Below are 24,027 nucleotides of genomic sequence, written 5' to 3'. Positions count from 1 at the left end.
AGGGGCTTATAGGATTCCGAAAGTTCATATTAAGCTTTAACCTCATGATTATTTTTCTGAAAGAAAACATTACTTTTTAGGGGAAAATAGCTGGGGAATTCTGTTGAAGTTTATGAAAGAAACTAGCTTTTATCTTATAGTCGTATGCAACACTAAAAGATGAAATAAGGGAGATGGTAGAATTGGTGTCATCACGCAGAAGAAATTGGTTTTTAGCTTTACTTTTTTTAGGCTGGGCATTAGGGAATTTGGATCGATATATTATGAATTATGCTGTCTTGCACATTACGGAAGACTTGAATCTGAACGCTTCATCGACAGGACTCCTACTCAGTAGTTTTTTCGCGGGATATGCAATTATGCAGCTGCCTGGGGGTTGGCTTGCTGATCGGTTTGGAGCTAGGAAGGTTCTGATCACGTCCGTCGTTATGTGGTCCATTTTTACTGGTCTAACTGGTGCGGCATGGTCAATGGTTTCCATGATTGTGATACGTTTCTTGTTTGGGATTGGAGAGGGAGGATTTCAACCTGCCAGCTCAAAAATCATCTCACAAGCGTTTCCAAAAGAGAAACGGGCTGGGGCCATGTCTATCATGCTATCATCTGGCGGAATTGTTGCACTTATTATCCCAGTACTTTCTGTTACATTACTCTCCACAATTGGCTGGCGTACCACGTTTGTCATCATCGGTTTCATAGGTGCGATTATTGCCGCTTTATATTGGTATGTGATCAAGCTTCCAAACAGTCCTGATACGGAAAATAAACAGGTTTCTAATGGGGTTAAAAAGGGATCGTTTAAAATGCTGTTTCAGACACCCATGATGCTCAATTTATTTATTGCTTATTTTTCCTTATACGCGGTTAACTGGGGTCTTGCCACATGGCTTCCTACCTATTTGGTGGATGTACGCGGTCTCGATTTAGTTTCATTAGGTTGGCTGCAAACGATTCCAGGGGTAGCACAGCTTGTAGGTATTTATTTAAGTGGGTATTTGATTGACAAATTAGCAAAAGGACGCGAAAAAATTGTAGGGGCTTTTGCGTGTGTATTGATTTCCATTCTTCTTTACCTTATGTTTACTGCCTCAACTGTAACTTCTTTTATCATTTATCAAACGGTCATTATGCTAATTATTTCGTTCATCATTATTTTACTACCAGCATTAGTATTGAAAAATTTACCATCCGCTGTCGCAGGTTCTGGTATGGGTCTGGTTAACACAGGCGGGCAGCTTGCTGGTTTTATCACGCCTCTTGCCATTGGATTTATCGTTGAAGCATTTAACGGCTCGTTTAATGCCGCATTTTGGATGCTAATAATATTTGCCTTTATATGTGCGGTTGCTCTTTTAACGATAAACTTTGAAAAAGGTGAATTACTTACTAAAAAGAGTGAAGAAGCCAGTGCTTCGTGAGCTAATGATTAGAGTGATGCTATGTACAGCTTTAAAAGTAAGGAGGGGGTTTCGGTTTGAACATACAAACTTTTATTTCAGACTATATAGAGAAACGCAGAGAAACATTTATCCAACTAAGCGATAAAATATGGGAAACACCAGAAATTCACTTTGAGGAGTATCAGTCCTCAGAATATTTGTATCGTGCATTGGAGGGGGAAGGATTTCAGGTAGAAAGAAATATTGCCGGACTTCAAACTGGCTTTATGGCCAGCTTTGGCAGCGGAAAACCGGTAGTGGCAATTTTAGGTGAATTCGACGCTTTACCTGGTTTAAGTCAGAAAAAAGGACTTACTGAAAATGATCCTATTTCAACTGGCGGTCATGGCCATGGATGCGGACATAATCTATTGGGAACAGGAGCTTTTGCCGCAGCAGTAGCGGTAAAAGAATATATGGAACAAACTGGATTGAAAGGAACGGTTCGTTATTATGGATGTCCGGCTGAGGAAAACGGTTCGGGAAAAGCGTATATGGCTCGAGCTGGCTTGTTTGATGATGTAGATTTCTCCCTTTCCTGGCACCCGGAAACGAAGCCGGTTATTATGAACTACAGTACGTTGGCTAACTACGCCGTACGATTTATTTTTAACGGAAAAAGTGCACATGCCGCCGCTGCACCTCACTTAGGCCGCAGTGCACTTGATGCGGTCGAGCTGATGAATATTGGAGTCAACTACCTAAGGGAACACATGATTCCAGAGGCAAGGGTCCATTATGCCATTACGGATACAGGCGGAAATTCCCCGAATGTTGTACAAGCACACGCAGTGGTCGCCTATTTAATTCGTGCGCCGAAAAAGAAGCAAGTCATCGAGCTGTATAACAGAGTGCATGACATTGCAAAAGGTGCGGCCATGATGACAGGAACAAAGGTGGAGGTAAGTTTCGAGGGAGCTGCTTCGGATTTGATTCCCAATACCACACTTGCAGAGACCATGCACAAAAACTTAACAGTCATTGGAGTACCTACCTATGACGAGTTCGATCAAAAGTACGCGAAGGAAATAAGAGAGTCGCTATCTCCCGAAGATCGTGAAGCTGCCCTATTAGGATTTGATAAAAATACGGCGGAAACATTAAGAGAAAAGCACATAGCTGATGTCATTCCGCCGTTTAGTAAAAAAGAAATCATGCTGTCAGGCTCCACAGATGTGGGAGATGTGAGCTGGATCGTTCCAACCATGCAATGTATGACAGCCTGCTGGGCGCTCGGAACACCTTTTCACACTTGGCAGGTCGTTTCGCAGGGTGCAATGCCCATTGGCCACAAAGGCATGCTGCAGGCTGGAAAAGTCATCGCATGCACAGCCATAGAGGTCATGGAGAACCCGGAGATTCTCGATCAAGCTAAGAAAGAGCACCAAAAACGACTTGAAGGCGAAGCATACTTTTCACTCATACCTGAAGGTCAAGAGCCTCCTCGGAAAGGCTAAACAGGGAGAGCCAAGGAACCTGCCCCCATGGCCCTGGACCTGAAGATATAGATAAAAACACCTCCAATTTGGAGGTGTTTTTATCTATATCTGCTCTAAAGGAGTTATAATGATTAAAACAAAGTTGGAGGAATTTTATGAATAATAGTAATCTAGAAAATTTAAGAACTAGTATTGACCAAATTGATAGTGAATTAATCAATCTACTGTCTAAACGGTTTGAATTAACGGAAAAAGTAGGTATTTATAAGGCTGCTAATAACCTTATGGCTCAAGACTCCGTGCGAGAGTCTGAAAAGTTTGATAAACTAATCAAACTTTCTGAAGAGCATAATCTGAATCCAGAATATGCTTTAATCATTTTCAGATGCATAATGGATGCTGCCATATCAAGGCACCAAGAAATACAAGGCAGCCTCAAAGAGACAGACACCTCGTCCCAAAGTTCTTGATCGATTTTGCAGCAAAAAATAGAGTCATGCATTATGCAAGGCTCTGTTTTTTGTGTTTATTCCATTTTAATGAAAGGGATATGATTATGATTAACAGCACTCCGATCTTCTGCAGGGACACCGTACCCGCATTCTTCTTTTTTCACTCCTTTTAATCCTTCATACTATTTCTTTAAAGTAGCTTTCTTAGCTTGAAAATCTACGTTAAAGAAATAGTACGCTAGAACCTATTTTCCAAAAAATAGAGAAAAGCCAATGACAATCACAGATAGTATAAAAAACACAACATTTACAGCCGAATTATAATCCTTAGGCTCTTTTTGTTGTTTTTTTATATTTATCACCTCCTTTTAGTATTTGTAATAGTTTATGTGAAAATGTAATTTTGAATTGGATGAATCTATCAATATTTAAATTATTAAATAATTATTTTTCTATTTCAGCTTAACCAAATGAATATTTCTACTAAGAAAGAAAAGTAGACTCTAGTTTGATTTTGTGAAAAAGGGTACAAAACCAGAGCATGTCCAATACATGGTACATATAGTAATAGTACAACATCACTAGAGGGACAAATGGCAGGGAGGGACATCAGCACAGCTGGACGGATGGAGGTAAAGCCATATTAGGAACAACCTGAATTACTTAATGATGGAAAGGGGATAAAATGCAGCATTTAACCGTTTGGCTAACCATATTCACTTTTTTGGCTACTTTGGTTTTTATTCTTTGGAGACCTAAAGGCATGAATGAAGCGATACCAGCCTCAATAGGTGCAATCATTGTTGTGCTTATTGGAAGTGTTTCATTATCAGACCTAGGGATCATTTCAAACACCATAAGTGGTGCAGCCATTACGATTATGGCCACCATTGTCATGGCGATCGTGTTAGAAAGCTTTGGTTTCTTTAACTGGATGGCAGAGAAGCTCGCTGAAAGAGCAAAGGGGTCAGGGGTTCGTTTATTCTGGTACGTCAATCTTTTGTGCTTTCTCATGACACTTTTCTTCAACAACGATGGAAGTATTTTAATCACAACTCCTATTCTAGTCATGTTATTAAACAATATGGGCTTACCTAACCATCAAAAAATCCCGTATTTATTGTCGGGTGCTTTAATTGCAACGGCTTCAAGTGCGCCAATCGGCGTAAGTAACATGGTCAATTTAATCGCGCTAAAAATTGTCCATATGGATTTATGGCTGCAAACGGCCATGATGTTTGTGCCTGCAACAACTGGATTGCTGCTGCTGACTTGGCTCTTGTACCTTCGCTTTAGAAAAATTTTACCCAAAACAGTTCCTACAAATGTTTCAGGTTTGTCACGTTCAACAGACCACCCGCTTAAAATAAACAAAGGAATTCAGCATGCTTCGGAAAAAGCTCGATCTCGATTTATGCGAAACGTCCTTCTATTTGTATTTGCAGTCCGCTGCAGCTTATTTGTCGCCTCGTTTGTCAACATTCCCGTTTCCCTTATGGCGGTTATCGGCTCGCTTGTTCTTTTAGGCTGGAGATGGGCCTATTTAAAACAATCTCCTGCAGATATGCTGAAAAAAACACCGTGGTATATTATCATTTTCGCCTTTTCTATGTATACCATCATTTACGGTCTCCATAACATTGGTTTAACAGACTGGTTGATTACGTTCATGAAGCCAATGGTTTCAGGCAGCCTGCTCCACGCAAGTGTCATGATGGGTACCCTTCTAACTGTCCTCTCCAATATCTTTAATAATCACCCGGCCCTCATGGTTGGTACACTCACCTTAATGAATATGGATTTGAGTCTACTTGAATTGAAAATAGCTTATCTTGCGAACGTAATTGGCAGCGACATGGGCTCATTATTACTTCCAATGGGAACGCTTGCTACACTAATGTGGATGCACATCATCAGAAAAGGGAAAGTCATGCTTAGCTGGCTGGACTATATAAAAGTCACAATAGTTGTAATACCGCCAGCAACATTATTCACCTTAGTTATTCTTTATTATTGGGTTTATTGGCTTTTTGGCAGCACTCTTCAAGGGTAGGATTTTGAAAGAAGGAGAATGAAAATGCTTGTAGATTTTGTAGATTTAATAGGAAAAAATATTGAGGTGGAAATGTCCAGAGATATTTTTCTTCGAGGAACTCTATTAGATAGTGGATTGGATATTATCGTCATGTATGATGAAAAAGACCAACATTTTCTTTATATACCTTTAGTACACATTCAAAAATTGAAAGAAACTAGTAAAGACAATGAAGGCTTTACTTATCATCCACCATCAGAAAGACCAATCGAAACGGAACTTATATCCTTTCGAAAGGTATTGATGATTGCAAAGGGTTTGTTTGTCCAGGTGTACGTAACAGGAAATAAATCCATTCATGGCTATTTAACCAGCATTATGAACGACTATTTTGTCTTTCACTCCCCTGTGTACAAAACCATGTTTATTGCAATGAAACACGTCAAATGGCTTATTCCATATCCCCCAAATGCCACACCGTATTCTTTAAACAATGAAAATCTACCCCTTAAGCCCATTTCTATTCCATTGGCAAGGTCCTTTGATGAGCAGTTGAAGAAATTTGAAAATCAACTAGTGATTATCGATGGGGGAGAAAATCCTGATCAAATCGGCTTACTCCAAAAGGTTCGAAATAACAAAGTGGCTCTGATAACAGCTGAAAGGGAAATGGTGTATCTAAATATAGAGCATATTAAAACGATACAATTACCGTAGTACCATGATGATACTCTTAAATAAAGTAATACCCATGTTTAGGCTAAGCTTTAACAAAAAAATTGGCAGGGATGTGACGTCTCGCTTGTGTAGACCAAATAAGCATAAAAGAATAATCCACCTTGCGTGTGCATACGAAGATGGATTTCTCAATTACCATTAGTCTTGTTTTTTGACCGTACGAGCTTAAGCCGCGGTCTTTTTTGTTTTGTGTACGACCTAGTTTCAATATATGTTTTTATGTTAAATGTTGTTCCATGTCCTTACAAATATTCTCAATAGAGCATGGGGTGAGCGTCACACCACACTTTGTGTTTTTTATCTAAATTGGTATTTAGGGATTTCTCATCCCTGCTCTCCTCTATCTCGAAACTAGAATAATCCTCTCCTAACAGGGAGAATATACATATATAACTCCGTTAAGAGGTGAGCATCGATGGATGAGGAAATAAAGCCGAATCAGAGGTCGATAAAAAGACTGATGATCATTGCCATCATCGCAATTCTGTTCGTACCGCTCCTGTATTCAGGTATTTATCTAAGCTCGTTTTGGGATCCTTATGGACATTTTGACCGGGTGCCTGTTGCATTTGTGAACAAGGATAAGGCGGTGGTGAAGAATGGGAATGAATTTCATCTTGGTAAGGATATCCAAGAAAACCTGAAGGATAACAAAAGCATTGGCTGGCATTTTGTCAGCTACGAAGAAGCGCAAAAGGGAATAGAAGGCACTAAATACTATGCACTAATTGTGATTCCTGAGAATTTTTCAAAAAAAATTGCAGAGTCAAACTATGGAAAGTTTGAAAAACCGACGATTATTTATGAAGCAAACAAAGGGAAAAACTATGTATTTGCCCAAGTGTCGGAACGGGCTGCTGAGAATATTAAGGCAGAGGTGTCCTCCAATATTCAAAAGGAAACAACTAAGGCTTTAGCCAACAATCTTTATACAATACGAGATTCTCTTGGAGAAGCGAGTACTGGTGCCGGTAAGCTTCAGGAGGGGACAAGCGCACTAGCCAATGGTTCCAAGCAGTTGTCATCGGGATTAGATACTGCAGCTTCCGGTTCAGACCAGCTGAAGGAAGGACTGGAGAATGCTGCTGGGGGACAGGCACAGTTGTCAACGGGAGTGGGTTCCTTACTAGGTGGACTGAATCAATTCAAAAGCGGATTAACCCAAAGCACCGGTGATATTACTGCATTATCCACGGGTGCCACATCGGTATCGGATGGACTTGCTCAAATGACTTCTAAACTTGAGGAAGCGAAGTTTTCAGAAGTCTTAGGGGCTGCGGCTGACAGCATTGGCGGCATCACAGGTGCAATCAGTCAGGCCTCGACTCTTTTAGCGACGTCTAATGATCCAGCAAGCATTGCGCAGGCACGTGGAATATTAGAGCAGCTTGCCACGAATCTTACGAATCAAAATCTGGAAGGGAATCTAAGGAACGCAGCCACGAGCACCGGCGATTTAGTGGTCAATTTACAAAAACTAAACGAAGGTGCCAAACAGGTAGCAGATGGAACGAGTACTCTAACGGATACGCTAACGCAAACGCAGGAGCAGGCATCGGCGGGAGTGGATAAACTGATTAGCGGTGCCGAAGAACTGCAAACAGGCAGCAATGAATTACTTGAAGGGCTGCAGACAGCTGTAGTAAAAACAGGGGAATTGTCCTCAGGATTACATACATTACATGACGGGGCCATCGACCTTGATGATGGAATGGCAGCTGCGGATCAAGGAGCACTTGACTTAAAAGAGGGCTTGGAGGACGGCTACAACGAGATGAATAACAGCCTAACTTTTACAGTTGAAGGAATTTCAAACTTTATCAAAAACCCGCTAGTGATTGAAGATCAGACCATCAATCAAGTGAATACATACGGAGAAGGGCTGGCACCTTATTTCATCTCATTGTCTTTATGGCTTGGGGCCATGTTAATGAATCTTGTTCTTTCATTAGTCAAGCTGTCTAAGGCGGTTAAATCAAAATTTTGGGGTAGTTATATCGGTACTTTTATAATGGGGGCCATCTTGGTTATGCTGCAGGCTGTGATTTTAACAGCAGTCCTTGTGAATGGATTAGAAATGGAAGCCGTTAACACGCCATTATTTTACTTGGGCAATATGTTTATCTCACTCGTATTTTTCAGCATCATGTATGGAATGTCATTTGCAGCTGGGTTAATTGCAACACCAATTGTGTTTGTCTTGTTTATCTTGCAGCTTGCATCGTCAGGTGGAACCTTTCCAATTGAAACATCACCGGAATTTTTCAGAGCGATTTCACCATACTTCCCAATGACCTACACTGTCGAGGCTTTAAGAATGATCACAAGCGGAATCAACACATCGAGAATGATGACTATCTTGATGGTTTTGCTGGGATTTCTACTGTTTTTTACCATCGGCGGGTATGCAGTAAAATGGCTCCTGAATCGAAAATCATCCGGCAGGCTGGCGGCGGAGTAGGGGAACTTTGCACACGACAGATTCCTGCTACAAAATAGATAGTGGGTAGACATGTTAAAAAACAGCAGGCTCCTTACTAGTGACACCCCTACACACCTTATTATAAATACTTAATGGAAATCAGGTAGATTAACGGTTCTGACAAACACGTTCCTATAAAGGAGGAATCTGTCAGAACCGGTTTTAATATGGTTCGTAAGAAGTCTATAGTGGACACAAAGCAGAGCTTTTAGACCAAGGAACCGTCGCCCTGGTCCTTCTTCACAAATCCTTCACAAACCATTGGCAAATTCATGAAAATATGAGCCAATTTTCCTATACAATTATAGTAATATATAGAAAATTGTATCATTAGGGGGATTGGGTTATGACAGCCCAGAACAATAAGAATATGTTGTATTTGTCTTTTGCTGCAGTGTTAATAAACGTCATTGTTCACGTGTTACACAGAGGTACAGGGACCTTTGATCATGTACTTTCAATGAGGAATCATGTTCAGTATTCAAATTCTTTCATACTAACCATTATTCTGCTAATCCCAATCCTGTTGTACGGTGTTGTATTGCTGTTGCACAAGGGAAAACAGGAGCATCCTCTTTTGCCGTTATTTATTCAATTAACGCTTACCTTTAGCAGTATTTCCATTATCGCCGGGGGTAACGGATTTGTTGAATATCATTTTTCGATTTTTTGGGTTATTGCCATGATTGCTTTCATGGATGATATTAACCAAATCCTCATTAGTACCATTATTTTTGCCATTCACCATTTTGCCGGATTTTTCATATTTCCTGTATTGCTTAGCGGCACGCATGACTATCCGTTTTCCTTATTGCTGATCCATGCAGTGTTTCTTGTTTTTACAGCAGGTGCCACGATTTTCTATATCCTTTCAAAACGAAAGTATACAGCCGAATTAAATCTTGAAAACAAACAAAAAGAAGCTTTGCTGACACAGGTTATTTTTAACCTAGAAAAAGCCTCGGATAGTGTGATTCAAACGGTTACGACCTTAAAGGAAAATGCAGAGAAGTCTACTCAATCAAGCCATCTTATTCTTATGTCTGTACAGGAGGCAGCTTCTACAATTGAGGTTCAAACATCTGAAATTGAACATGGAAAAGGGCAGCTGGATGAAATAATGTCAGGGGTTCAACAGGTTGCTGAAAGCTTTTCACATGTTGCAGGGGCCTCAAACGCCACGGCCAACCAAGCGGTAGAAGGCTTTGATCAATTGAATAAAGCACAGGATCAAATTGAGGAAATTTCGAAAAACGTGTTTGATGTAGCGACTGTCATTAATCAGCTGGAAAAAAGATCCACGGAAATTAATGAAATATTGGCTGTTATTACCGGCATTTCAGAGCAAACCAATCTGTTGGCTTTAAATGCTGCGATTGAAGCGGCAAGGGCAGGTGAATCCGGAAAAGGCTTCGCTGTTGTGGCTGAAGAAGTGAGAAAGCTTGCCGGTGAGTCAAGCAGCTCGGCAAAGAAGATTTCTGTGCTGATACAGGAAATCCAGCATGATACAGCTGCAGCCGTAAACACTATTGATAAGGCTTCTAAGAATGTGAAAAAAGGTCTGCCTTTATTCGAAAAATGCGGTGATGCTTTTGAACATATCGTAGAAGCAACAAAAGCTGCCGAAGTACAAATCGTCGACGTCTCAGCTGTAACCGAACAGCTGGCATCGGGCTCTGATCATGTTGTTAAAACAATGGAACAAATCAAGCAGGCATCCCTGCATTCAGTAAATGTTGGAAACAGCATCGTAAAAACAGCTGAACAACAATTTTCTCAAGCCGAATCACTTAAAACGATGACCGTAAGCCTTGAAACACTAGCACAGGACCTAAAATCATTGGTGAAACAAGTGCATGGAGAAGGATCTGCCTCAATTTAGTTCTGAAGGATAACATACCATCTGGTTCACTTTCAATGTGTGGACCCGATGGTTTTTTATTTCTATTAACCTTTGTTATAACGGTAGGGTCAATCACTGTGTTTGAAAAATAAGCGGAAAAATTCCGCCTAGACTGGGAAATATAGATATTCCCCTAAAAATAAAGGATGTTTTTCCGTCTATATGATCCAAATCTTTGGATTTTATCTTATTTAGAGCAGCTAATCGGATTTTCTCCGTTTATATCTTATTTTTAAGCCTCTTCTTTAGAGATTATCCGGAAATTCTCCGCTTATGAATTGTCATACCTACACGAAAATCAATAATGAATAATATAGGAGCTAAATAGTCATATAGAAAAGGGTCGATACTTCAAAAATCCAAAAGATTACAATGTTCCCAGTATAGTAACCTAATTATACAAGGTGTATATTGAATATAAAGAAAGAATACGAATATCATTTCGAGATTGGAGATAGTAACATTGGAAAGTGAAAATCTCAAATTAGTCAAACAACTGCGTCATGAATTACATCAGCATCCAGAACTCTCTAACGAGGAGGCATGGACAAAGCAGTATTTAATCGACTTCCTAAAAAAACACACAAAGCTGGAAATCATTGAACATGATAAATGGTTTTATGCAGCATACCGCGCAGGTGAAGGCAAACAGAATATCGCGTTCCGTGCTGACTTCGATGCGCTTCCGATGGATGAAGGCATTGAGCTTCCATACGGTTCACAGTTCCCTGGGAAAGCACATAAATGTGGACATGACGGACATTCTGCTTCCCTTGCCGGCTTTGCGCTTGAGGTTGATCAAAAGGGTACTGATAAAAACATCTTCTTCCTTTTCCAGCACGCCGAGGAAACAGGAGATGGTGCTGTAGAATGTGTCAGCTTTATCGAGGAAAATAAGATTGAAGAAATTTTCGCTTACCATAACATGAGTGGTATGGCTTTCAAATCTGTCAACGTTATCGATGGCACCTGTCAATTTGCATCAAAGGGTATGACGATTCACTTTGAGGGATCTCCGGCACATGCCAGCCAGCCTGAAACGGGTGTTAACCCTTCTTACGCGATTGCCAAATTGATTCATGCGATTCCTGAATTCACCTCTTCGGACAATAACAAAGGACTTGTCCTATGTACGGTTGTTCAAATTGATGTCGGTGAAAGAGCCTTTGGGATGTCTGCAAGCAAGGGCGACCTGTTGTTGACGATTCGTGCCTATTATGAAGAGGAATTAGACAAGCTTCAGAGAAACCTTGAGGATTTAGCTAATGCTCAAGCAGAAGAGTATGGTATGAAGGTAAGCTTTACGTATAACGATGAATTTCCGGAAACCTACAACTATAAAGAGAGCAATGACAGGGTTCGTGCCGTTTGCAAGGAGAAGGGAATGGAGCTTGTGGAAATGAAGGAGGCATGGCGCGCTTCCGAAGACTTCGGTCATTATACAAAGGTAACAAAAGGCGCTATGATCTACATTGGAAACGGATTTGAGCATCCACCCATTCATACCTATGAATATGATTTTAAGGATGACATTATTGAAACGGCTGTCGAGCTTTTTAAAGGCCTTGCTAGTGTGTATTGAATGTAAAGCTGCCTTGTTTAGGTGTGGGGCATTTATAAAGCTGATTATATTACATGTGTCTATATAGCAGGGACCTTAGGGACAAGATATCGAAATAAAAAAGATGACCTCGTATATACTAGGTCATCTTTTTATTTGTGACGTTGATAAGATGTGCAAATAGACACTTTAACTCACTAACGCACTATCGTTTTAATGAATATTTTTGCGTCATAATGATTTAATTACTATAATGACAGTGGTAATTAAATAATTCAAAATGTTCGTAATAATCTGAATTGGTAATCAATTTAATTTAACAGTGCAACAGTTGATTCGTATCAAAAAAAAACAATCACGCAGTAATCCTGAAATGTTTTCAACATCTAAAGGAGGATGTCCATGTATTACTCATTTTCGAAAATGAAAGCGGATTCGGCTATCAACATGCAAAACCAACTATATAAAATGGTTCAGCCTAGAAATAAAGGCTCCCCCTTGTCATGAAGATTGGACAATTTCACTTTAAAACTAGTAAGCTTTTTCCAAAATATAAAGACATAAAAAACCACCTAGAAAAAGTAGGTGGCAACAAAAATAAACAATTACCTATATATAAAATATCAATAAATAATAGAAGTTTCAATAAATAGATTGAAATGTTTGAATTGGATCAGGATGAACGACTGGTGCTTTCCTTTTTAATGAGACCCGTCTTCATAAAAGAAGATAAAGGAGAAGATACATGAAAAAACCTTCATTTTTAGCCTCGATAGGAATTGTACTAATTGTTATTACATTTTTAGGTACGAGTATCCTGTATTATGATGTCGCACCACAGATCCCGATTGTCATTGCAACGATTTTTGTTGCTTGTTATGGACTTGCAATAGGGTATAAATGGAAAGAACTGGAGAGTGCCATGGCGAAAGGGATTGCACAAGGGATTCCTTCGATCTTAATTCTATGTTTAATTGGAATTTTAATCGGAGTATGGGTTCTGAATGGAACAGTTCCTACCATTACGTATTATGGTTTGCATACTTTATCAGCTGAGTTCTTCTTAATGTCAGCCGTAATCATTTGCGCGATTGTCTCGGTTGTCTGCGGAAGTTCATGGAGTGCTATTGGTACGATTGGGGTTTCTTTAATGGGGGTTGCTTTCGGTTTAGGCATTTCTCCAGCCATGACAGCCGGGGCCATTGTCTGCGGAGCGATTTTCGGCGATAAAATCTCCCCGTTATCAGATACGACGAATCTGGCATCGGCAACGGCCAAGGTCAATATCTTTGATCATATAAAACATATGCTATGGACAACCATTCCGAGTTTTCTCCTTACATTGGCGGCTTTTACAGTTATTGGTCTATTGATGGACAAGGGGAGGGCAGACAGCAGCCAAATTAATACTCTCATCCGGGTGCTCAATGATGAGTTTATGATTACACCGGTAACACTTCTTTCACCGTTGTTAATCATCATACTGGCATTCAAACGTGTAAGCCCTATTCCGGCAATGGTGATTGGTTTAATAACAGCTATCTTAACAACCTTCTATACGGTTCCGAATGTTGGGATTGGAACGATTATGTCAACAGCGCATAACGGCTATACGGCAAACACTGGTGTGGAAGCCATTGACAGCCTGCTTTCGCTTGGCGGATTGAGCAGTACGTTATTTGGGGTTTCACTTATATTAATCGCGCTCGCCTTTGGAGGAATGATTCAACACATAGGAATCGCCCGCTCCATCATTGAAGGGATTCAAAATATCTTGAAGAGCAGGGGGAATGTTATTGCATCAACGGTTGTCTCTTGTCTTGGCATTAACTTGACAGTCGGTGAGCAATATTTGTCCATTCTATTACCGGGGCAGTTATTTGAAACGGCCTATCAAAAGGTGAAGCTTCATCCGAAAAATCTATCGAGAACATTAGAGGATGCAGGAACCATTATTCATCCTATAGTGCCATGGGGGGTAACAGGGGCCTTTATCATGTCCACTTTAAATATCGGCATGGAGTATGCTCCATTTGTTTTTATTAGTATGATCAATCCGATTATCGCAATTATTTATGGTTACACCGGAATTGGTTTAACACCTTTACAGGAAGAGGAAAAAGAAACGAAGGAAGAATCCATTGAAGTAACAAGACAAGCACTTGAAGGTTAATCACTAACTTACAAACATTCTAGGAGGAATTCAAAATGGCATTAACATATTCAAATGAACAAAAATCTGGGCAATTAATCCAATCATTCGACCTTTTCACGAAAATTCAAGAGCATGAACAAGTATTATTCTGTAATGATCCGGCGACAGGACTAAAAGCGATTATTGCCATTCATGATACAACCCTTGGACCAGCATTAGGTGGAACAAGAATGAGACCATACGATACGTTTGAAGAAGCATTGGAGGATGCTTTGCGCTTATCAAAAGGCATGACCTACAAAAATGCTGCTGCAGGGAATGATTTTGGCGGAGGAAAAGGTGTCATTATCGGTGATCCTCTGAAGGACAAAACACCTGAATTATTCCGAGCTTATGGACAATTTATCGATTCTCTTAAAGGACGCTTTTATACTGGTACGGATATGGGGACCGTTCTTGACGATTTCGTTCATGCCCATAAAGAAACAAATTGCATCGCTGGATTACCTGAAGAGTATGGTGGTGGCGGTGAAACATCAATTCCGACAGCACTAGGTGTATTATACAGCATTCAAGCGGTGGCGAAGACCCTTTGGGGACATGAGGAATTAACTGGAAGGATATTTGCGATTCAGGGATTAGGAAAAGTAGGCTATAAAGTAGCTGAACATTTACTGGAAAATGGAGCAGACTTATATGTAACAGATATTTCCGAAGACGCGATCCATTCCTTAGTCGAAAAGGGTAAGCAAATGGGTGGAAAGGTAACGGCTGTTAAAGGAAATGAAATATATGGTGTTGACGGAGACATCTTCGTTCCATGTGCCATTGGAGGTATTATTAATGACCAAACGATTGACCAATTAAAGGTCAAGGGAATTGTAGGGGCTGCTAATAACCAACTTCTTCATGAAAGTCATGCGAAAGTGTTAAAAGAAAAAGGCATTCTCTACGCACCTGATTATATTGTCAATAGTGGCGGTGTGATCCAAGTGGCGGATGAATTATACGGACCAAATAAGGAGCGAGTATTAAGTAAAACAAAAAATATCTATCGTTCAATTCTTGAGGTTCTTGAGCAATCAGAGAAAGAAAATATGACAACTGTTGAAGCAGCAAATAGGATGTGTGAAAAGAGCTTGAATAGTAGAAAAGTAAGAAATAGCTTCTTCTCCTCAACCGATCGTCCAAAGTGGGATATCCGTCGATAGGAAATGTAATAGATAAATAGAAATATAGAGGGGCTGCCCGATTAGTCAATGGGTGCCCCTTCCCCTGTGTAATAGGAGAAAAGAATGATATTCTATAGAAAAAATTGATATATTGCAAAATATTTTTTATACTAGTAATGTTTATTAATGAGAATTATTCTCACAATTTATTTATCTATAAAAAATAATAGGGTCTTAATCATAAAAGTCAGCGGGGGCTAGAAATGGATATCAAAGAATTTTCACCAGAAATAGTTAAGCAATTATTTCGAGCGATTCTTTCTTTAGAAAATAAACAAGAATGTATGGAGTTTTTGGATGATCTGTGTACGATGAATGAATTGAAATCCTTTAGTCAAAGGCTTGAGGTAGCAAGGCTGGTAAGGGATGGAGATACCTATATGGACATTCAAATCGAGACCGGAGCCTCATCGACTTCAATCAAAAGAATCAAAAGATTAATTGAATCAGAGGGAAGCGGTTACGAACTCGTTCTAAATCGTATAGAATAACTTTAAGGATCTGGCTATTACTTAAGCAGAAGAGTACGGCATGAAGGTAAGCTTTACGTAAAGATCTGCTGAAAAGCCTTTTAAATGACTTGCCGAAATATAAAAGCTGCTTCTCTTCGTTGAGGCAGCTTTTTATTTATATTTCAAATTTATTAATAATAGAGTACCTGCAACAAGATTAAACCAAGAGCTCTCTGAAATTAGATCTTAGCTTATTATATTTTCCCCTCAAAATTGGTAACTTGTTTAATTGTTTCTTCTAATTTCACGTCAACAATATTGGCATCCTTAATATGCTGTAATATCAACTCATTTGCCGTTTCAAAAATAGACTTCGTTTTTGAGATTTCGTGCATGACTTCCTGTGAATATTCCTTTTGTTCCTCAATTGTATGTATGACCGTTGTTACTTCATTTTCAACATGATGGATAACCGAGGAAATAAAATCAATTTTATTTGAGGTGTCCTTGCTTAAATCCATTCCTTCTCTAACTAATTCGGTACTTAAATTAGTGGATTGCAGGGTATCAAAAATATCTTGCTGAATGGTTTGCGTTAAAAGACTAATATCACTCGTACTCATGGCCGTGCTTTCTGCAAGTTTTCGAACTTCCTCAGCAACAACAGCAAAGCCTTTTCCTTGGTCTCCTGCCCTCGCGGCTTCTATAGAAGCATTTAGGGCTAATAAATTTGTTTGGTCGGCAATCTCCTTAATCGTCTTAACGATTAGTTCAATTTCCTTTGAACGATCATTTAATTGGCTCATTTTGTTATAAGTTTCATCCAGTTTCTTACCTAGTTGGATAATCAACTGCTCAACCTTATTAACAGAATCTCTTCCTTCGTCAGATTTAATCACCATATCCTTCGCTGATAAAATTAAACTTTCTCCCTTTTGTTGAAGTTCTTTAGAGTTTCCAAAGGAGGAGTGGCTTAAATCATCTACTTTCTCGAAATGACCTTTTATTTCCTTTACTAAATCGGCCATGGTGTAATGCTGGCTATTAACAATTTCATGCTGTTCGATGGTTTGAGTTAATTCTTGATTAAAACGATCCAGGAAGGATTGAAAAAAGGATTCTTTATCTTTAAACTCCGAAAACAATTGGTCAATCTTTTCCTGTAACTCTATTTTTTCTTTTTCTATTTCGTAAAGGCGGGATTTCCTAGAGAACATACATTTACACCGTTCCTTCTATTAAGTTCCTAAAGTGTAACTAATTGGCAGTAAAATCGTTAGACTTAGCTATTATTCAAGTTTTATATTATTACTATTTCTATTTAGAATATGTGACTTATGTCACGATTTTGAGATATCTTACGAGGATTTCAAATGAATCCAGTGGAGTGTATAGGAAGACCAACTCGACTACCAACGGTATATTTAATAAAAAAAGCGATGACTTCCTCGGATAAAATCAAAGGAATCATCGCTTGTTTTCTATAGCTATATAATAGGAAGATTTTATTCCTGTTTAAGGTATCATCCAAGACAAGACGGTGCTTTGCAAGTAGGTCAAAATTCCAACCAAAATGACAAGGAAGAAGCTATGCTTTAATGTGAAACGAAGTAACTCAGATTCTTTACCTGCTAGTCCAACAGCTGCACACGCAACGGCAATGGATTGTGGGGAGATCATTTTCCCGGTAACACCACCTGAGGAGTTAGCAGCGACAGCAAGCAGCGGATCCATTCCAACTTGCATGGCCGATATCTTTTGTAGGTTTCCAAACAGCAGGTTGGCAGATGTATCCGATCCTGTAATAAAGACACCGAGCCAGCCAAGGAATGGAGAGAAGAATGGGAATAGTGAACCCGTTTTTGCAATGATCATTCCAAGAGCGTGTGTCATACCTGAGGCGTTAGCTACATAGGCGAATGCCACAACTGAACCAATGGTTAAAATGGGCAGCTTTAATTCATTTAACGTTTCACTAAATGTTGATGACCAATCCTTCCAAGATAAACCAGTAATATATTTGGTGATAATACAAGCAATTAAAATAGCAGTCCCAGCTGTCCCCAATAGCTCAAGCTTGTAAACGGCGGCAATCGCTTCACCTGCATCATTCATAATTTTATTATGCAGGAATGGCACTTCCGGTGAATAGGTAAGCACATGCCCAATAGAATTAACACCTTTTAGAATGGCATTGCTTCCTTCATAATGTCCTGTTAACGCTGATTTGATGACTGGGATACCCCAGAAAGAAATAAAGGCTGTTAATACTAAGAATGGAGACCATGCTCTGAATACTTGACCACCTGAATAGTGAACGTTTTCATTTTTGGGCTTTTTTGCAGCAGAAGCGGCAGCGATTTCAGCTTCACCTTTAAATCGGAATATCGTTTTCGGTTTCCAGAATTTTAAGAAAATAGCAAGGGCAAATAAAGAGACTAAGGCAGATAGAATATCCGGTAATTCAGGCCCTAGGAAGTTAGAGCTTAAAAACTGTGCAATTGCAAAGGATAGTCCTGATACAAGGATTGCAGGCATAACTTCCAATGCGCGCTTGAAACCTGCCATAATAATAACTAAATACAGCGGAATAAAAACAGAAATAAATGGAAGCTGACGTCCAACCATTTTAGATATTTCCATTGCATCAATACCTACAGGACCTGCCATCGCTGTAATCGGAATCCCAATCGCTCCGAAGGCAACAGGTGCTGTATTGGCTAATAAACAAATACCTGCAGCGTATAATGGATTAAAGCCTAGACCCACAAGTAATGCGGCTGAAATCGCAACAGGTGCCCCAAATCCAGCTGCTCCTTCCAGGAAAGCCCCAAATGAGAAGGCGATGAGTAAAGCCTGTAAGCGGCGGTCTTCTGTTATGGTTTGGATCGAGTTACGTATGATATCGAACTGTCCGCTTTTTACCGATAGCTTATAAAGAAAAACGGATGTTACGATGATCCAGCCAATCGGTACAATACCATAAACGGCCCCTTGGGACGCAGACATAAAGGTCATTGTAGCAGGCATTTTAAAAGCGATGATGGCAAGGAGAACAGCCAGAGCCAGTGTCGTTAATCCTGCTATATGTCCCTTCAACCGTTTAATTGCAAGTGCCCAGAAAAAATATAAGATTGGGATAAATGCTACTAAGGCTGTTAGAGCTAAATTATCTCCAACTATAGTAAAATTTTGAGTAAATGTCATACTTATACCCTCCAATTAATTAATCAATCTATTAATATTCCCTATGTATTCCTCTAATGCAAATAGGAATGAATCCCCCCTTTTAAATAGATATCGTTTTCATTTTTCGATTTTTCAAAGATGTAATAGTAAGGTCATCTGATGACTGGATGACTTTGATAGACTGAATTATAATTGTGAATTTTGAAAAAAACAATAGGTTTGTGAAAAATTTATGAATTTTATTTAAGATAGAGTGATTTATATTTATTTGTGTAATGGACTAAAAAAACATTATAATTTTACTATATGAACTGTAATTGAGGATTGTGAGGCGGAAAAAGTGAAATATAAACAAATTAAGCCCAAAAGGATATACGAAGAAGTGGCAGAAGCCCTTCATGAAGCAATTCGCAATGGTCAACTTAAACCAGGAGATAAATTAAATTCGGTAGAGCAATTAGCAGAAAATTTTTCAGTCGGACGATCGGCGATTCGGGAGGCCTTGTCAGCCTTAAAAGCAATGGGTTTAATTGAAATGAAGCAGGGTGAAGGTACATATGTGAAGCAATTTGATGCGGAAAATATTACGTTTCCGCTCTCAACCGCCATGCTGATGAATAAGGAAGACGTGAAAAATCTTCTTGAGGTAAGAAAAATTATTGAAGTGGGAGCAGCTGCTGTAGCTGCAAGTAAACGTAATGAGGAAAGTTTAGAAAAGATGAAAGCGGCATTAGACGAGATGAAGGTATCCTGTGGAAATAAGGAATTAGGGGAGAAATCTGATATGGATTTTCATTTGGCCTTAGCAGCTTCTACTCAAAATCCACTCGTATCCCATTTATTGCTTCATGTTTCTGACCTTATGCAGGAAACGATGAAAGAAACACGGCGATTATTGCTGTTTTCGAAATGGACAACAACCGAGAAGCTCTATGAGGAGCATGTTGAAATTTATCATGCCGTACTGGAACAGAATGGTGAAAAGGCCAGAAAAGCAATGCTTACCCATTTGAACAATGTAGAAAAAATATTACAGGAGTTTTTTGAAGAAAGTGATGTTTCACAGGATTAAGGGACTAGGGGCTTTTTTAAAAAAAAGCTCCTCAATTAGGAAAAATGATGAAAACACTTTCTTTATTTAAAATATTTATAGCATTATAATAGTGTTTAACTGTATTTTTTATAACCTAGTCATCAGATGACCTGTTGACCAGCCGGAAAATTGGTAGTAAAGTAAGTTTATTAATTTTTTTTCAATTTAGATAAATATAATAATTACATGATTTATTTTTACTGGGAGAGGGATGGACGAAATGAAAGTAACTCTATTTGCGACATGTCTAGTGGATATGTTTAAAAGTGATGTAGGGAAGGCAACAGTTGAATTGCTAGAACGGCTTGGCTGTGAAATTGATTTTCCTGAATCGCAAGTATGCTGTGGGCAGCCAACCTACAATAGCGGGTATGTAGAGGAAGCGAAGCCAGCTATGAAACAAATGATAGATACATTCCAACATGCTGAATATGTAGTCAGTCCGTCTGGCTCCTGCGCATACATGTTCCATGAATATCAGCATATCTTTAAAGACGATCCTGTTTATGGACCAAAGGCGCAGGAGCTCGCGGCGAAAACCTATGAATTAACTGAATTTATCGTTGATGTGCTAAAAATTGAAGATGTTGGGGCGACATTTCCCGGCAAGGTTACCTATCATACCTCTTGCCATATGACAAGGCTGCTTGGGGTAAGGGAAGCGCCTATCACATTATTAAAAAATGTAAAGGGATTGGAATATATAGAGCTCCCAGGAAAAGAAAATTGCTGTGGTTTTGGCGGAACGTTCTCCGTTAAAATGGGGCAAATTTCTGAGCAAATGGTTAACGAGAAAGTACAGCATGTGGAAGAAACGGGTGCGGACTATTTAATTGGTGCAGATGCGTCATGCTTGATGAACATTGGGGGGCGAATCACAAGACAAGGAAAGCCAATCAAAGTTATGCATATAGCAGAAGTGTTAAATAGCCGCGCATAGGTTAAGAGGGGGGAAAACATATGTCAATGAAAACGAGCTCAGAGAAATTTAAGGTTCGTGTTAAAAATCAAATCCAAGACTCCTTTATGAGAGGGGCCGTTGCCAGTGCCCAAGAGACCATCCAAGGCAGAAAACAAACGGTGACCGATGAGTTGGGAAATTGGGAAGAATGGCGTAATCATGGGGAAGAAATTCGAAAGCATGTACTCGAAAATCTTGATTACTACTTATATGAGTTAAGTGAAAATGTGGCAAAAAGAGGCGGTCATGTCTTTTTTGCTAAAACAGCTGAAGAAGCTGGCCAATACATTACGGACATTGCCAAAAAGAATCAAGCCAAAAAAGTTGTCAAAGCAAAATCAATGGTGACAGAGGAAATCAGTCTAAATGAAAAGCTGGAAGCAATCGGCTGTGAAGTGATTGAAACGGATTTAGGAGAGTATATTTTACAATTAGACGACCATGATCCACCTTCACATATCGTTGTTCCTGCATTACATAAAAATAAAGAGCAAATAAGGGATGTATTTGCGGAAAAACTAGACTACAAAAATACTGAAAAGCCTGAAGAGCTGGCCTTGTTTGCCCGTCAAACCTTACGTCAAGACTATTTGACTGCGGATCTTGGGATAACAGGCTGTAACTTTGCCGTGGCTGAAACAGGATCGATTACGCTTGTAACAAATGAAGGAAATGCTGACCTTGTTGCAGCCCTGCCTAAAACACAGGTCGTTGTCATGGGGATGGAGCGTATCGTCCCAACCTTCGAAGAAATGGAAGTATTGGTCGGCATGCTTACACGAAGTGCTGTCGGTCAAAAATTAACAAGCTATATTACGACATTAACCGGTCCACGTGATGAAGGCGATGTGGATGGTCCTGAAGAGTTTCATCTAGTTATCGTTGACAATGGCCGTTCAAACATCCTAGGAACTGAATTTCAATCCGCTCTACAATGCATTCGTTGTGCGGCATGTATAAATGTGTGCCCGGTCTATAGACATGTTGGCGGTCATTCCTATGGTTCCATTTATCCTGGACCAATTGGAGTTGTCTTAACACCACTTCTCGGAGGGTATGATGATTATAAAGAATTACCGTATGCCTCCACCTTATGTTCAGCCTGTACGGACGCATGTCCGGTAAAGATACCGCTACATGAACTGATTTTGAAGCATAGACAAGTGATTGTTGAAAAGGAAGGGAAGGCACCTTTTTCTGAAAAAATACTAATGAAGACAATCGGTATGGGAACGTCTTCCCCAACTCTATATAAAATGGCTTCAAAAATGGCACCGGCGCTTACTAAGCCGCTGTCTACCGATGACCACATTACGAAAGGTGTCGGACTTTTAAAGGAATGGACAGATATTCGCGATCTTCCAGCGCCAAATAAAGAACGCTTCCGGGATTGGTTTAAAAACCGGCCAAAAGGAGGAAAAGAATAATGCAGGGAACTATTAAAAATCGAGAGGCTTTTCTAGGTGATATTGCAAACCAGCTTGGCCGTGAAAGAGTAACGCATGTGAAAAGACCTAAATGGACTTACAATCCGCAAGAAGAGGTATTAAAGGGAGCTACTAAAGATGAATTGTTAGAAGTGTTAAAGCTTCAATGTACAAAGGTTCATACGAAACTAGTTCTTACGACAAAAGAAGAATTACCGGAAATACTAGCAAACTCGGTTGAAGCAGTTGGCGGAGGGCCTATTGTGACATGGAAGGATAAGCGATTTGAGGAATTTGGACTTGGAAAGCTATTAAAAGAAGATCTCCCGAAAGCAGATGTTGAAGTATTCGAATGGAATTCTGCGTTAGGGAAAGACAACATTGTGAAAGCGGAGAAAGCGAATGTTGGAATAACGATTAGTGAAATCACATTGGCTGAATCAGGCACGGTTGTTCTATACAGCAGCAAGGATAGAGGAAGAACCATCAGCTTCCTGCCAACAAACTCGATTGTGATTGTTCCAAAAAGCACGATTGTTCCGCGTATGACTCAAGCCGCCAAAATATTACGTGAAAAGATCAAGAACGGTGAACAGGTTCCATCCTGTATTAACTATATTACCGGTCCAAGTAATTCAGCAGATATTGAGCTCAACCTTGTTGTCGGTGTCCATGGACCAGTTAAAATGAATTATATTGTAGTAGAAGATTTGTAGACTAGAAGGGATTAAATTAAGGACATTACCTATTCATTAGATAAAATAGGTAATGTCCTTTTATTTGTCTATCATTAATAGGCTTCTAATTTCACATTAGAATCAACAATCAGCTGAGCTTCTGTCACGGCTTGAATATCCTCGATTGTATAACCTTTGGCTACTTCTACTAATCTCAAGCCATCCTCTGTCACATCCATCACAGCCCGGTCTGTGATAATACGGTTGACAACCCCTTTACCGGTAAGAGGGAGGGTGCAAGCTTTTAAGATCTTCGTCTGTCCTTTTTTATTGGTATGCTCCATAATGACAATGGTCTTTTTAGCACCATGGACAAGATCCATTGCGCCGCCCATTCCTTTTACCATTTTACCTGGAATCATCCAATTGGCCAGATCACCTGTCTCGGAAACTTCCATACCTCCAAGAATAGCAACATCAATATGTCCGCCCCGGATCATCGCAAAGGAATCAGCACTCGAAAAATAGGAAGCTCCATTTATTACCGTAATCGTTTCTTTTCCGGCATTAATTAAATCTGGATCAACCTCAGTTTCTTCCGGATAAGCACCTATCCCCAGCAAACCGTTCTCGGATTGGAGGACAACTTGTTTATCCTCGCTAATATAATTGGCAATCAGTGTTGGCATGCCAATCCCTAAATTAACATAATTACCTGATTCAATTTCTTTTTCTGCTCTTTTGGCAATCTTTTCTCTCACGTTCTGCTCTGTTACCAATTGTGCCCCCATT

The 24,027-nt window shown here is 39.7% G+C and carries 18 protein-coding genes; 15 read left to right on the top strand and 3 right to left on the bottom strand.

The annotated features are described in order from the left end of the window. Positions 1-182 precede the first annotated feature (182 nt). The 11 genes from ACHUFV_RS13155 to ACHUFV_RS13105 all read left to right on the top strand — a co-directional run bounded on the left by ACHUFV_RS13155 (position 183) and on the right by ACHUFV_RS13105 (position 15,927). Complete coding sequence (locus ACHUFV_RS13155) at positions 183-1,418, top strand: MFS transporter (protein WP_394234808.1); 1,236 nt, start codon at positions 183-185, stop codon at positions 1,416-1,418. A 56-nt stretch (positions 1,419-1,474) separates the two neighbouring features. Then, positions 1,475-2,896: a M20 family metallopeptidase gene (locus ACHUFV_RS13150; RefSeq protein ID WP_394234806.1), complete on the top strand. Its 1,422-nt coding sequence runs from the start codon at positions 1,475-1,477 to the stop codon at positions 2,894-2,896. Positions 2,897-3,033: 137 nt separating this feature from the next. Then, positions 3,034-3,348 (top strand): chorismate mutase, encoded by a 315-nt coding sequence (locus ACHUFV_RS13145; protein WP_394234804.1) that lies wholly within the window; start codon positions 3,034-3,036, stop codon positions 3,346-3,348. Positions 3,349-4,015: 667 nt separating this feature from the next. Beyond that, complete coding sequence (locus ACHUFV_RS13140) at positions 4,016-5,383, top strand: arsenic transporter (RefSeq protein ID WP_394234802.1); 1,368 nt, start codon at positions 4,016-4,018, stop codon at positions 5,381-5,383. 18 nt (positions 5,384-5,401) lie between these two features. Next, positions 5,402-6,082, top strand: a complete 681-nt coding sequence (locus tag ACHUFV_RS13135) for a DUF2642 domain-containing protein (protein ID WP_394234800.1) — start codon at positions 5,402-5,404, stop codon at positions 6,080-6,082. A 436-nt stretch (positions 6,083-6,518) separates the two neighbouring features. Continuing rightward, complete coding sequence (locus tag ACHUFV_RS13130; RefSeq protein WP_394234798.1) at positions 6,519-8,564, top strand: YhgE/Pip family protein; 2,046 nt, start codon at positions 6,519-6,521, stop codon at positions 8,562-8,564. A 367-nt stretch (positions 8,565-8,931) separates the two neighbouring features. After that, on the top strand, positions 8,932-10,467 hold the full coding sequence (locus ACHUFV_RS13125) for a methyl-accepting chemotaxis protein (RefSeq protein ID WP_394234796.1): 1,536 nt from the start codon (positions 8,932-8,934) through the stop codon (positions 10,465-10,467). A 484-nt stretch (positions 10,468-10,951) separates the two neighbouring features. Then, entirely contained in the window at positions 10,952-12,070 is a 1,119-nt protein-coding gene (locus ACHUFV_RS13120) for a M20 metallopeptidase family protein (protein ID WP_394234794.1), read from the top strand. A 724-nt stretch (positions 12,071-12,794) separates the two neighbouring features. Next, the gene (gene nhaC / locus ACHUFV_RS13115) at positions 12,795-14,222 is read left to right on the top strand and encodes a Na+/H+ antiporter NhaC (protein ID WP_394234792.1); all 1,428 of its coding nucleotides are present in this window, start codon (positions 12,795-12,797) and stop codon (positions 14,220-14,222) included. Between the two features lie 35 nt (positions 14,223-14,257). Continuing rightward, on the top strand, positions 14,258-15,415 hold the full coding sequence (locus tag ACHUFV_RS13110) for a Glu/Leu/Phe/Val dehydrogenase dimerization domain-containing protein (RefSeq protein WP_394234790.1): 1,158 nt from the start codon (positions 14,258-14,260) through the stop codon (positions 15,413-15,415). A gap of 224 nt (positions 15,416-15,639) precedes the next feature. Next, positions 15,640-15,927 (top strand): YerC/YecD family TrpR-related protein, encoded by a 288-nt coding sequence (locus tag ACHUFV_RS13105; protein WP_394234788.1) that lies wholly within the window; start codon positions 15,640-15,642, stop codon positions 15,925-15,927. Between the two features lie 215 nt (positions 15,928-16,142). Here ACHUFV_RS13105 and ACHUFV_RS13100 read toward each other — a convergent pair whose 3' ends face one another. Beyond that, positions 16,143-17,105: a methyl-accepting chemotaxis protein gene (locus tag ACHUFV_RS13100; protein ID WP_394234786.1), complete on the bottom strand. Its 963-nt coding sequence runs from the start codon at positions 17,103-17,105 to the stop codon at positions 16,143-16,145. Between the two features lie 298 nt (positions 17,106-17,403). Then, positions 17,404-19,095 (bottom strand): L-lactate permease, encoded by a 1,692-nt coding sequence (locus ACHUFV_RS13095; protein WP_394234785.1) that lies wholly within the window; start codon positions 19,093-19,095, stop codon positions 17,404-17,406. Between the two features lie 322 nt (positions 19,096-19,417). Between ACHUFV_RS13095 and ACHUFV_RS13090 the strand changes: the two genes are divergently transcribed. The 4 genes from ACHUFV_RS13090 to ACHUFV_RS13075 all read left to right on the top strand — a co-directional run bounded on the left by ACHUFV_RS13090 (position 19,418) and on the right by ACHUFV_RS13075 (position 23,274). After that, complete coding sequence (locus ACHUFV_RS13090) at positions 19,418-20,149, top strand: FadR/GntR family transcriptional regulator (protein ID WP_394234783.1); 732 nt, start codon at positions 19,418-19,420, stop codon at positions 20,147-20,149. Positions 20,150-20,390: 241 nt separating this feature from the next. Then, on the top strand, positions 20,391-21,110 hold the full coding sequence (locus ACHUFV_RS13085) for a (Fe-S)-binding protein (protein ID WP_394234781.1): 720 nt from the start codon (positions 20,391-20,393) through the stop codon (positions 21,108-21,110). A gap of 20 nt (positions 21,111-21,130) precedes the next feature. Continuing rightward, a complete protein-coding gene (locus tag ACHUFV_RS13080; protein ID WP_394234779.1) occupies positions 21,131-22,558 on the top strand; it encodes a LutB/LldF family L-lactate oxidation iron-sulfur protein in 1,428 nt (475 codons plus the stop codon). Beyond that, positions 22,558-23,274 carry a LutC/YkgG family protein gene (locus ACHUFV_RS13075; protein WP_394234777.1) on the top strand — a complete coding sequence of 239 codons (717 nt, stop codon included), beginning with the start codon at positions 22,558-22,560 and terminating at the stop codon, positions 23,272-23,274. Before ACHUFV_RS13080 ends, ACHUFV_RS13075 begins: the two co-directional genes overlap by 1 nt. A 74-nt stretch (positions 23,275-23,348) precedes the next feature. Here ACHUFV_RS13075 and ACHUFV_RS13070 read toward each other — a convergent pair whose 3' ends face one another. Beyond that, on the bottom strand, positions 23,349-24,026 hold the full coding sequence (locus tag ACHUFV_RS13070; protein WP_394234775.1) for a CoA transferase subunit B: 678 nt from the start codon (positions 24,024-24,026) through the stop codon (positions 23,349-23,351). Between the last annotated feature and the right edge of the window lies 1 nt (position 24,027).

The sequence above is a fragment of the Niallia oryzisoli genome (genome assembly GCF_043641075.1).
Lineage (GTDB): Bacteria > Bacillota > Bacilli > Bacillales > Cytobacillaceae > Bacillus_BD > Bacillus_BD oryzisoli_A.
The sequence above is the reverse complement of the archived record's forward strand: the minus strand, read 5'-3'. Positions and strand labels throughout refer to the sequence as shown.